At 59.9% G+C, this 12,107-nt stretch carries 8 protein-coding genes; all 8 read left to right on the plus strand.

Translation table 11 applies throughout. The features are described from left to right. Positions 1-17 precede the first annotated feature (17 nt). The 8 genes from I8J34_RS23460 (at position 18) to I8J34_RS23495 (ending at position 12,016) form a co-directional block, all read left to right on the plus strand. Positions 18-3,176: a non-ribosomal peptide synthetase gene (locus I8J34_RS23460; RefSeq protein ID WP_214364067.1), complete on the plus strand. Its 3,159-nt coding sequence runs from the start codon at positions 18-20 to the stop codon at positions 3,174-3,176. An 8-nt stretch (positions 3,177-3,184) separates the two neighbouring features. Continuing rightward, a complete protein-coding gene (locus I8J34_RS23465) occupies positions 3,185-4,672 on the plus strand; it encodes an efflux transporter outer membrane subunit (RefSeq protein ID WP_214364068.1) in 1,488 nt (495 codons plus the stop codon). Then, entirely contained in the window at positions 4,669-5,832 is a 1,164-nt protein-coding gene (locus tag I8J34_RS23470) for an efflux RND transporter periplasmic adaptor subunit (protein WP_214364069.1), read from the plus strand. The genes I8J34_RS23465 and I8J34_RS23470 overlap by 4 nt, the downstream gene beginning before the upstream one ends. Continuing rightward, entirely contained in the window at positions 5,829-8,924 is a 3,096-nt protein-coding gene (locus I8J34_RS23475) for an efflux RND transporter permease subunit (RefSeq protein ID WP_214364070.1), read from the plus strand. Before I8J34_RS23470 ends, I8J34_RS23475 begins: the two co-directional genes overlap by 4 nt. A gap of 156 nt (positions 8,925-9,080) precedes the next feature. Continuing rightward, positions 9,081-9,917, plus strand: a complete 837-nt coding sequence (locus I8J34_RS23480; RefSeq protein ID WP_214364071.1) for a cupin-like domain-containing protein — start codon at positions 9,081-9,083, stop codon at positions 9,915-9,917. A 42-nt stretch (positions 9,918-9,959) separates the two neighbouring features. Then, a complete protein-coding gene (locus tag I8J34_RS23485; protein WP_214364072.1) occupies positions 9,960-10,763 on the plus strand; it encodes an alpha/beta fold hydrolase in 804 nt (267 codons plus the stop codon). 2 nt (positions 10,764-10,765) lie between these two features. Next, complete coding sequence (locus I8J34_RS23490; protein ID WP_214364073.1) at positions 10,766-11,137, plus strand: hypothetical protein; 372 nt, start codon at positions 10,766-10,768, stop codon at positions 11,135-11,137. 24 nt (positions 11,138-11,161) lie between these two features. Continuing rightward, on the plus strand, positions 11,162-12,016 hold the full coding sequence (locus I8J34_RS23495; RefSeq protein WP_214364074.1) for a 4'-phosphopantetheinyl transferase family protein: 855 nt from the start codon (positions 11,162-11,164) through the stop codon (positions 12,014-12,016). Positions 12,017-12,107: the final 91 nt, after the last annotated feature.

Consider the following 12,107-nt stretch of genomic DNA (forward strand, 5'->3'; position numbering starts at 1 on the left):
CGGACCGCGTGCTCGGGATGTTCATCAACACCTTGCCGGTGCGCCTGCGCATCGACGAGCGCGGGGTCGAAGCGGCGCTTCGCCAGACGCACGAAACACTGGCCCGTCTGCTCCATCACGAGCATGCGCCACTGGCACTGGCCCAGCGCTGCAGCGGGGTCGATGCCCAGGCGCCGTTGTTTACCTCCTTGTTCAACTATCGTCACAGCGGCTTGCCCAGTGCGGGGCAGCCGTCTTCGGACGGCGCTGACGAGGCGTACGAGGACAGCTTCGAAGCAGTCTCCAGCTTGGAGCGAACCAACTATCCGCTGGCCATTTCGGTGGATGATTTCGGTGAAGCCTATCTGCTCACCACGCACGCTTCGGTTGGCGTGGATGTAGACCTTGTGGGCCAGATGATGGTCGAGGCGGTTCGTGGTCTGGTTGAGTCGCTGGAGGGTGAACGATCAAGCGAGCTGTGCACTATCGAAGTGCTGCCTGAGGGCGTGCGCAAGCAGGTCATCGAGGGTTTGAACGCCACCCGCAACGACTATCTGAGCACCAAATGCGTGCATGAGCTGTTCGAGGCGCAGGCCATGAGGGCCGGCCAGGCACCGGCGCTCGCCCATGGAAATGAGACGTTGACGTATCAGGAGGTGAATGTTCGCGCGAATCGTCTGGCGCACCATCTGATTCAACTGGGCGTCACACCGGATTCGCGGGTGGCGATCTGCGTGCATCGCGGTCCGGACCTCGTCATTGGTCTGCTGGCGATCCTCAAAGCCGGTGGTGCCTATGTGCCGCTCGACCCCACCTACCCAAGCGACCGGGTGGCCTACATGCTGGAAGACAGCCGGCCGGTTGTGGTGTTGACACATGCGGGGGTGGGGGCTGCTGTCGAGGCCTCGCTGAGTATCGGCGTGGCGCGATACAGCCAATCCGTACCTGTGATCGATCTGTGTTCGAGTAAGGGCGGCTGGGCGGATTGCTCCGACCGGAATCCCCGGGTCGAGGGTTTAACGGTCAAGCATTTAGCCTATGTGATCTACACCTCGGGATCCACGGGACGCCCGAAGGGGGTCATGGTCGAGCATCAGGGTTTTACCAACCTGGCGTTTGCACAGAAGGCGGCTTTTGGCATCAAGTCGTCGAGCCGGGTGCTGCAATTCGCTTCTCCAAGTTTCGACGCCAGCGCTTCCGAGATAGGCGTGACATTGGCTGCGGGCGCCTGCCTGTGTGTGGCACCGGCAGAGAAGCTCATGCCGGGCGAGCCCCTACTTGAGTTGATGCAGTATCACTCGATCACGCATGTCACCTTGCCCCCGTCTGCGCTCAAACCGTGTCGTGAGACGGCACTGCCATTCGCCCCGTCAACCCTGATCGTCGCGGGCGAAGCCGTTTCACCGGACGATGCTCGGGTGTGGTCCGAGGAGGTTGAGATGATCAACGCGTACGGTCCAACAGAAACCACGGTGTGTGCGACGACCTTCAAACTCGACGCTCCCTGGCATGGTGCGGTGCCGATTGGCCGGCCGATTGCGAACATGCGCGTCTACATCCTGAATGCACGCTTGCAGCCGGTGCCGAAAGGTGTGCCGGGCGAGATCTTCGTCTCCGGAGACGGCGTTGCCCGAGGCTATCTGAACCAGCCGGAGATGACGGCCGAGCGTTTCCTGGCAGATCCCTTCGTCGCGGGCGCCAGGATGTACCGGACAGGTGATCTCGGCCGATGGTCGGCGGATGGGAATGTCGAATACCTGGGCCGAAACGACTTTCAGGTCAAGATTCGTGGCTTCCGCATCGAACTGGGCGAGGTCGAGGCGAAACTGATTCAGCACGAGCAGGTCGAGGAGGCCGCTGTGCTTGCTCTCGATTACGGTGGCGACAAGCGTCTGGTGGCGTATGTGACCGGTCCGGAGACACTGACGTCGGAGGTCTTGCGCACTCACGCGCAGCAGATGCTGCCACATTTCATGGTGCCCGGCGCCTACGTCCGAATGGACCGGCTGCCATTGACCCTAAATGGCAAGCTCGACCGCAAGGCGCTGCCAATGCCGGACTCGCTTGCCTATGTTCAGCGCGAGTATGTCGCGCCGGATGGAGAGATCGAGACGCATCTGGCGAGCATCTGGTCCGACTTGTTGCATGTGACGCGGGTAGGGCGTCAGGACAACTTCTTCGAACTGGGCGGGCACTCCCTGCTGGCGGTGCAACTGGTTTCACGCGTGCAGAAGGTATTCGATGTCTCGGTGCCCCTGTACGAGTTGCATATTGCGCCGACATTGCAGGAAATGGCCGACAGGATTGCGCTTGAACAAAGAAGCGGGGATGTCGATGGGTGCCTGGTCAAGATCCGTGCGGAAGGGTCGGAGCCGCCCTTGTTCTTCGTGCATGCCCTGGGCGGCAATGTCGACTATGCGGTGACGCTGTCCGAATGGATCGATGCGTCGGTTCCGGTGTATGGCCTGACCGCGACCGGGCTGCAGCCTGGCGAGGTGCCGCTGCGCGACGTGCCGGCAATGGCAGGGCGCTACATCGCGACCATGCGGCAAGTCCAGCGATCAGGCCCATACAGGATCATCGGCTGGTCGGCTGGCGGGATGGTCGCCTACGAGATGGCGCGGCAGCTGCGCGCTTCGGGCCAAGAAGTGGCGTTCGTGGGGCTGATCGATACGCTGTTCCGCTCCAATGCGATCGTCGATGAAATGCAGATGTGGTTGCCCGACGACGAGACTGCGCGCGAGCTGGCACAGCGGGAGCGCGCCTTCCTGCTGGTGATGCTGCAACACGATCTGGGCCTGTCGAAGTGGCGAGTCAAGTCACTGGCGAAGCTCGATACCGTTGAGGGCATCGTGGCCAAACTCGCGGGTACCGACGACGACGATGAGGAGGAGCGTCAGTTCTATCAGCGGTTGAACGCAATGCAGTACGCCTTCGTCGAGGCCATAGAGGTCTATGAACCGGAAGCGCTGGAAAGCTACCGAGGTGTTCATTTGTTTGCGGCAAGTGCATCGCAGCGGAATAGTCCGACCTTGGGATGGGATATCCTTGCTGGCGACAATATAAATGTCATATCTGTGCAAGGTGATCATGAAAGCATTGTGCGCCCACCGAGAGGCCCCCGCCTGGGACAACTGATCTCCAAGGTTTTGATCTCGAAACAAACAGAACAGGCGTCAATCCAGGAAAGCGTATGAGTGATCGAATGAACCGAAGGATCAGGGCGTCGGTGATGGCCTTTGTTGCGTTGTCCATGAGTGCGTGCATGACGGTCGGGCCGGATTACGAGGCACCGGCGCTTGGCGCGATAAGTGTGCCTGAGACGTGGAGTGCCAATGTGCCGGTTAAGGGACGCAAGGCCGAAGATCTCTCGCAATGGTGGGCACGGCTGAACGATCCGGTCCTGAATGAGCTGATCGATGCCGCGCAGGCGAGCAGCCCGACCCTGGAAAAAGCGCTGTCGCGGATTCGTCAGGCACGTGCCGACCATGCGACCGCTCAGTCCGACTGGTTGCCGAAGTTCGACGTGACGTACAAAAAGACGCGCGATGGAGGCTTGCGCTCGGACCGCCGGGACAACCGTATCCCGATCACGTCCACGCAAAGCGGCGTTCTCGATGCCAGCTGGGAGCTCGATCTGTTCGGCGGCACTCGGCGGGCGGTGGAGGCGAACGAGGCCTTGATCGTCGCCAGTGAAGCGGGCTGGCACGATGCACGCGTCTCGCTCGCGGCCGAGGTGGCCACTACCTATGCCGAGCGCCGGTACTGTGAGGCCGTCGAGAAGATTGCCGCAGAAGACCTCGAGTCGCGGATCGAAACACTCCGCCTGACACGCCTGAAAACCGATGCGGGGTTTTCGTCCGCTTCGGACGCGGATCGTGCCGACGCATCGGTGGCCGAGGCGGAAAGCACTCTCAAGGCGCAGCAGGGCAGGTGCAAGCGATTGATCAATCAGTTGGTTCAGCTGAGCGGGCTGCCCTACGAGGTGTTGGCATCGAAATTCGACGCTGGTCGAGGCGTGGTGCCGACCAGTGAGACCATGAGCATCGAAACGATCCCGGCCGAGGCGATCAAGCAACGCCCGGACGTGGCAGCCGCCGAACGGACGGCCGCCGCCGCCAGTGCCGGCATCGGCGTCGCCCAGGCCGCGCGCCTGCCGTCCTTGAGTCTGATCGGCTCCATCGGTGTCAACCAGGTGCGGGGGCAGAAGATTGCGAGACAGACGGTCAATCGCCCGTGGTCGTTTGGCCCGCAGATCACGCTGCCGCTCTTCGATGGTGGGTCGGGCAAGGCTGCGGTTGAATATGCTCGCGGCCAATATGACGAGGCCATCGCCGACTACAAGGCGAGTGTCAGGAGTGCCGTGCTCGAAGTGGAGAATGCCCTGGTTGGGGTCGATACCAGCTTGCGACGCACCGATGACGTCAAACGCGCGGTAGAAGGTTACTCGCGCTTCTTCTCGGCAACCGAAGCGCAATACCGGGAGGGCGCAGCCAGCCTGCTTGCCTTAGAGGAGGCGCGACGGGTGCTGCTCATCAGCCTCCAGGAAGAAGTCGGCACCCAACTCGAACTGATCCAATCATGGATCGCGCTTTACAAGTCCGTTGGCGGTGGTTGGCATGCGGATACCCAAGACGTCCGATCGGAGTCGAGCACGATCTCCGACGCAACAGTCTCCATGAGGAATCAATGAAACATCTAAACAAATTTCGCGCACTCCTCGGTGTGAGTGCCGTGATGGTAATTCCTGTGCTTCTGAGTGGCTGTGAGGACGCGGAGTCTGGAACCGTCGAAAACACCAATGCGGCTGTAGCCAAAGCGCCTCAGTCGGCGCTGTCGGTGTCGCTCGTCGCGCCGCAACGGGAGAAGTGGTCGGACCGCATCGTGGCCACAGGCAGCATCGAACCCTGGCAGGCCGCGTCCATCGGCGCCGAGATCAGTGGGGAGCGCCTGGTGGAAGTCCTGGTGGCAGTTGGCGATACGGTCAAGAAGGGGCAGTTGCTGGCGCGGCTCACCCAAGAGAGCACGCAAGTCGAGCTGCAAATGCAGCGGGCTTCGCTTGCCGAGGCGGAGGCCAACCTGGGCCACGCCAAGTTGTCGGCCGAACGCGCGCGGCGCCTGGACGCTTCCCGTGCGATCAGTGCACAGGATCTGCTCGAATACGAGACTGGCGAAAAAACGGCGGAGGCAAAAGTCGCGATCGTGAAATCACAGATTGCCGCACTGAACCTGCGTTTGAGGAAAACGAAGATCGTTGCGCCCGACGACGGCGTGATTTCGGAACGCAATGCGACGGTGGGCTCGCTGACCGACCACACCCCTGAGCTGTTCCGCTTGATTCGACAAGGTCGTATCGAGTGGCGCGCCGAACTCTGGGCCGAGCAACAGGCTGCTGTCAAGATCGGTCAGTTGGTATGGCTGATCGATCCTCTAGGACGGCAAGTCGAGGGGCGCGTGCGGCAGATCGCGCCGACGGTGGATAACGCTTCGCGAAAGTCCATTGTGTACGTCGATGTCGAGGGAAGCGACGTGCTCAAGCCGGGTGTTCTGGTGACGGGCGCATTCTCTGCGGCGGAACGTCAAGCATTGACCATTCCCGAATCTGCGCTCGTGACGCGCGATGGATTCAACTACGTGATGGTTCATCAGGATGATGGACGGGTCGCGCAGCGCAAGCTCGCGATCGGCAGCCGGAACGACGGGCGCGTTGAAGTTCGCTCTGGACTGACAGGTGAAGAGCGGATCGTGGAAAGTGGTGCGGCCTTCCTCAATGACGGTGAGACGGTGACCGTGGTTGGTGATGCCGAAGAGATCAAAGTCAGCCTCTCCGCGGCGAACCGGAGTAACAAATGAACGTCTCCAGTTGGTCGATTCGGCGACCGATTCCCGCCATCCTCCTGTTCTTCATCCTGTCGTTGATGGGCTTGCTGAGTTTCAACCGGCTCGAAATTCAGGAGTTCCCGGATATCGAATTGCCGGCTGTGGGCGTGGTGGTGGCGTTGCCGGGGGCTACCGCATCGCAGCTCGAGACCGAAGTGACCCGCAAGGTCGAGGGGGCGATATCGAATATCACGGGCGTCGAGCATGTCGTTTCGACAGTGACTGAAGGTGTCTCTCAGACCGTCGTGTCCTTCCGACTCGAAAAAAATATGCAGGAGGCGGTCGACGAGGTCCGCAATGCGGTGACCGGCGTCAGAAGTTCGCTGCCCGCATCTGTCGAAGATCCGAGAATTGCCAAGATATCGATCTCGGGGGCGCCAATTCTGACCTTCATGGTCGAGTCCGCGTCGATGGATGAGCTGGACCTGTCGTGGTTCGTGGACGATGCGGTGAGCAAGCGCCTCATGAACGTGGCGGGCGTCGGATCGATCATCCGGCAAGGGGGGGTTGAACGGGAGGTGCTGGTCGAGCTTGACCCCACGCGCCTGCAGTCCCTTGGCGTGACGCCCGCGGATATCTCTGAGCAGGTGTTTGCGGCGCAATATGAGATCTCAGGCGGTCGTGGCCGAGTCGGTGGGGCTGAGCAGTCGTTGCGTTCGACAAGTGCTGTGAACTCGGCCTCGGCACTCGCGTCACTCTCTATCCCCCTGGCTGATGGCCGGACCATTCGCCTTGGCGAGGTTGCAACGATCCATGATGGTGGTGCCGAACGGAACCATGTCGCGCTCAAAGACGGCGTTCCGGTGGTCAGTTTTCAGGTGTACCGCTCGAAGTATGCGAGCGAGGTGACGGTCGCCGAGGACGTAAGAGCAGCGCTGACGGCGCTCGGTGAGGCGCATCCGGCTGTCGAGATCATCGAGATCGACAACGAGCTCCAGTCCACCGTCGACGAATATGACGCCGCCATGAGTGCCTTGTACGAAGGGGGCGTGCTGACCCTGATCGTGGTTTGGCTCTTCCTGCGCGATCGCCGGGCCACACTCGTTTCAGCGTTTGCCTTGCCGCTGTCTGTGCTGCCGACCTTCCTTTTCATGGACCTGCTCGGCTTCACGCTCAACATCGTCACCCTGTTGGCAATGACGCTGGTTATCGGGCTGCTCGTGGACGACGCGATCGTTGAAGTAGAGAACATCGTGCGTCATCAACGCAAGGGCAAGCCACCATTTCAAGCCGCGCTTGAGGCGGCCGACGAGATCGGTCTCGCCGTGGTTGCGACGACCCTGACGCTGGTCGCCGTCTTCTTGCCCACGGCTTTCATGGGTGGGGTATCGGGGCGCGTGTTCCAACAGTTTGGCTGGACGGCTTCCATCGCGGTGCTCGCGTCGCTCGTGGTGGCGCGAATGATCACACCCATGATGTCCGCCTACCTTCTCAAAGAGATGCCGGCACAGGAAATCGAACAGCCAGGCAAGTGGATGGAGCGCTACTTGGCCACCGTGCGATGGGGGCTGGCCCGACCCGTGAAGACATCCTTTCTTGCGGCACTGGTCTTCATATTCTCGATTGTCGTGGTGGCCGATCTGTCAGTGGATTTCATTCCCGCCGGCGATTCTGGCAAGGTCACGGTAACGATGACGACGCCACCCGGCGCGACGATCGAAAAGACGGTCATGGCAGCCGAAGCGGCCAGAACCCGCATTGCCCGACATCCCGATGTAGAGAGCGTGTTTACATCGATCGGCAGCGGCAAGTCGATTGGCGGAGATGCCACCGGTTCATCGGGCGACACCACCTCAGCCCAACTCGTACTGACGCTTCGAGGCGATCGGGATCGCTCCCAGCGCGAGGTTGAAGCCGATATTCGCGAAACCTTGCAACACATTCCGGGCATCCGTTTTGCTATCGGATCGGGCGAGACCGGCGAGAAATACTCGCTGGTGCTTGCCGGGGACAATCCCGAGGCGTTGCGCGCTGCGGCGCTTTCGGTGGCAAACGATATGCGGCGCCTGAGCGGATTCGGCACAGTCGGCACCTCGGCCAACTTGCTCCAACCCGAGATCGTGGTTCGACCGGATCTGGTGCGCACCTCGGACTTGGGCGTGTCGACACTGGCGATCGGTCAAACCTTGCGCATCGCGACGAGTGGCGACTATGACACCAGCCTGCCCAAGCTGAACCTTCAGTCCAGACAATTGGCGATTCGCGTTCAGCTCGACCAGGACTTCCGCAGCGACCTGACGACCCTGTCGAACCTGCGTGTGCGCTCCAGCTCGGGCACGGTGCCGTTGGCGGCCGTTGCGAATATCAGCGTCGAAAGCGGCCCGTCGCAAATCGATCGCCTGGATCGCGAACGACACGTGACCGTGGACATGGAACTGAACGGCAGGCCGCTCAGCGATGCGATCGATGTGGTCGAGACGTTGCCCAGCGTGCGCAATCTTCCGCCCGGGGTGCACCGGGTTGCCGCCGGCGATTGGGAGGCGCAACAGAAGTTGTTCGGCAACTTCGCCATCGCCATGCTGACCGGGATCCTCTGCGTCTACGCGGTTCTGGTGCTGCTGTTCAACGACTTCATGCAACCGCTCACGATCCTCGCGGCCTTGCCATTGTCTGCCGTCGGCGCGTTCTTCGGCCTGTGGATATGCGACATGTCCCTGTCGATGCCGTCCCTCATCGGCGTCATCATGCTGATGGGCTTGGTGACGAAGAATTCGATTCTGCTGGTCGACTACGCAATCATTGCGCGGCGAGACGAGGGCATGGCACGCACGGAGGCCATTCTCGATGCGTGCCGCAAGCGCGCCCGGCCGATTGTCATGACGACGGTCGCCATGATCGCCGGGATGTTGCCGATGGCACTTGGAGTACATGGCGATCCGAGCTTTCGTTCACCGATGGGCGTGGTGGTCATCGGTGGCTTGATGACTTCGACCGTTCTGAGTCTATTCGTAGTGCCGGTCGTCTATGAAATCGTCGACAACATTGAGCAACGCATCGGACGGATCTTTCGCCGTCGCAAGGATGGGCCGCCAGCCCAGCCGGCAAGTGCCGAATGTCGGCCTTGAGCGCACTGCCGCGCAGAACAGCATTCTCCCCGGCGGCGCAGAACGTGCACAGATAGCGGCATGGCAATGAAATCTGGTTTCTCCGGGCAGGGACTCCGTGCTTTGTCATCTTTTGTTTAGATTCTCCATGATTAATGACGATGGAATATATGTATCATGAGCGCTCAGATTGATTGGATGGATTTTCCTCACATCGACATCGTCACGGAGCCGCTGACCGATGAGGCATTTTTCTCACGCTATGGCAGTGAGCGGGGGCTTCCCTTGTTGTTCAAAGGCTTGGGGACTACATGGCCCTCGCATTCTGGATGGTCGCTGGAGATGTTCAATGAAAAGTACGGTTCCCAGCAGATTGAGGCAGTCAGGCTTCGCCGCAAAGGCAATGAACTCGAGCGCACGACCGTGACGATGGCACTCGGTGAATATCTCGACTACCTCAAGTCGCCAGAGCAGCACGAGCCTCTCCATCTGACCGACTGGGCGATTTCGGCTGAAATGGAGCTTGACCTGCAAATCCCGTCTTATTTCGACAGTTGGCATCTGGCTCTGCCGCGCGAAATGCAGCCCCGTTTAGGCAGATGTTCCATCAGTCCAACTGGCTCGGGTTTCCCCATGCAGCAGAGTGTGATGGGTACCGGCGCCTTCAATGTTGCCATTACCGGACGCAAGGCCTGGGTGTTCTTCGCGCCGGATCAGGATGCCGCGATGTACGGTGGTCGTGTCGATGCTTTCAACCCCGACCTCGACACCTTCCCCGACTACGCCAAGACCACTGGGTACAAGTGCATCCAGGAGCCCGGTGACGTGGTGTTCGCGCCGAGCAACTGGTGGCACCAAGTCTCCAATCAGCTTGGAGGCATCTCCTACACCGGAAACTTTATCAATCACGGAAATCATGCCCATGTCCGTCGCGCGCTGATGCTGAATCGTGAAATGCGCCAGCGAGCGACGCTTTTCGAGGTTGACTGCGGCAGCATTGCGCCGGTTGCGTGATCGCGTCGAGTCTTTTGATTTCATGCTGGAGGGAAGCGCAGAGTGCGTTACGCAGTGTTGGCTGTGGTCACCTTGGCGGTGACCGGATGTGCAGAAGTCGTCAAACCGGATACCAAAATGGCGAGATCCATTCCCGGCGCGCAGACCGATGGAACTTTCATCATCGCCGGGAGCGGTAAACCGGTGGTTGTTTTTCAGTCCGGGTTTCAGGAGGGTAAGGACAGTTGGCACAAGGTGTTGCCGGAGATTGCACGAACCCATCAGGTGTTTGCCTATGACCGGCCGGGCCACGGTGATGCGCAGTTCCGAAAAGGGAGGCGCGATCCATGTGCCATTGCTGCCGAGGAGCGGGCCCTACTGCGCTCGAAGGGCGTCAATCCGCCCTACGTTCTGGTTGGTCACTCGCTCGGAGGGCTATACCAATATGTGTTTGCAAAGATGTATCCACAAGATGTGGCAGGAGTTGTGCTCCTCGATCCAACCCACCCGCGTCATCTTGAGACCCTGAAGAAGGAATCCCCTGGTTCCGCCGCGATGCTGAGTGTTATTCGCGCGGTCGGATTCAGCCAGTCCGACAAGGCCGAATTCGACGACCAGGCAAAGTGCCTCGATTCGATCAATATGCGCCAACCGGTTTCAGCTCCGGTCGAGTTGCTTGTCAGTGGGCGCTTCCGGTCGGAGGAGAAGGGAGATTTCGAAAAAGCAGTCAAACGGTTGCGACAGGACTGGCTGAAGATCCTAGGCATTTCAGAGTACCGGACCGTTTGGGATTCCGGGCACTACATTCAGGATGAGAATCCTGCCGCTGTGCTTGCGGCCATACGGAATGTGGTGAGGAAGCGCTGATCGTGAGAACGACTGTTTCGCACTGGACCGTGATCTTCGTGGTTGCGGCATTCATTTCGGGGTGCGCTTCGACGCACAATCAAGCCGCGCTGAACGAGCCCGATACGGTGCTGTCCGTCGGGCGTTCGACGCGAAGCGATGTGCTATCCACGGTTGGGGAGCCAACTGAAAAGATCCGCGACAAGGGTGAAGAAATCTGGGTCTATGGCGAGGAACGCACGAAAGTCCCGACGCTCATCTCGTTCATTCCAGTCGTCGGGGACATCTTGGACGTTGCTGAAACCGTCAGAGACATGAAGGCCCGCCATGAGTTGATCGTGATATTCGATGATGCCGGAGTCGTAAAGAGCTTTCGACGGCGCGAGGCGCAGTAGTCCACGATGACGACGGATACAGCGGTGAAGCGCGAGACCCCGTTTCTGCTTGGCGGGAGCTACCTCGATAGGCGCCCAATGACATTCGGTCGCAATCAGGCGCATTGGTGGTCGATTGACACATCCGGCTTCGATGAGGTTTGTGTGTCGATGGCTGAGACCTTGCTGGACCATAGCGAAACGAACCGGATTTCTCGTGTTCGCCGGGTGAAGGATCGTGTCGAAGCAATCATGAGCCGCGCGCTTCTGCGGCTCGTGTTGTCTCAATATGGACACACCACCCCGCGGAAGTGGCGATTCGAGCAGGATGCTTTCGGCCGGCCGTTCGTGGCCTATCCGCCAAGTGTCTTTGTCCCGTCGTTCAATGTTTCACACAGTAGGGGATACATTCATTGTCTGGTGACCCGAAGTGGGGCGGTGGGTGTCGACGTGGAGTTCATCGATCCTTCGTTTGACTACTCGGCTGTGATGCATCGTGTGTGTTCTGCGAGCGAGATTGCGCACTTGCAGTCTCTCCGACCTGAGCAGCGCCTCAATTTTTTTTACGCACTATGGGTTGTCAAGGAGGCCTATATCAAGGCACTCGGTGGTGGGCTTTCACTGCCTGTCGACCAAATCGAAGTTCTGAATCCATTTTGTGAAAGAATTGACCTCCGCCTTGGCGGGTCTATGCAAGGTCGGCCAGAGCAGTGGGATATCCGTCTTCAGCGCTTTGGAGACCAGCTTGTTGCGGCGGCAGCCCTACAGCGCTCACCAGATGCAGAAGATATCCAATTGATGCATTTTTCTGTGACGTGCGACGACATGAGGCACGGCCTGGTGGAAGCCTCAGCCCAACGTTCGGGGAGTGTCAGAATTTCTGTGTGTGAGGCGCTCTGAATCGCTTCCTGAGTTGGAAACGCGGTTTTCATTTTAGGCGATGATCCGTGAAGCGGTCCTCGTAGAGGATCGCGAATTGGTTCATCGCCGC

It is taken from the genome of Denitromonas iodatirespirans (genome assembly GCF_018524365.1).
In the GTDB taxonomy this organism is placed as follows: Bacteria; Pseudomonadota; Gammaproteobacteria; order Burkholderiales; family Rhodocyclaceae; genus Nitrogeniibacter; species Nitrogeniibacter iodatirespirans.

Coding starts and splice junctions, on each gene's coding strand:
- I8J34_RS23460 (WP_214364067.1), top strand. CDS start 18: ATGTTCATCAACACCTTGCCGGTGCGCCTGCGCATCGACGAGCGCGGG.
- I8J34_RS23465 (WP_214364068.1), top strand. CDS start 3,185: ATGAACCGAAGGATCAGGGCGTCGGTGATGGCCTTTGTTGCGTTGTCC.
- I8J34_RS23470 (WP_214364069.1), top strand. CDS start 4,669: ATGAAACATCTAAACAAATTTCGCGCACTCCTCGGTGTGAGTGCCGTG.
- I8J34_RS23475 (WP_214364070.1), top strand. CDS start 5,829: ATGAACGTCTCCAGTTGGTCGATTCGGCGACCGATTCCCGCCATCCTC.
- I8J34_RS23480 (WP_214364071.1), top strand. CDS start 9,081: ATGAGCGCTCAGATTGATTGGATGGATTTTCCTCACATCGACATCGTC.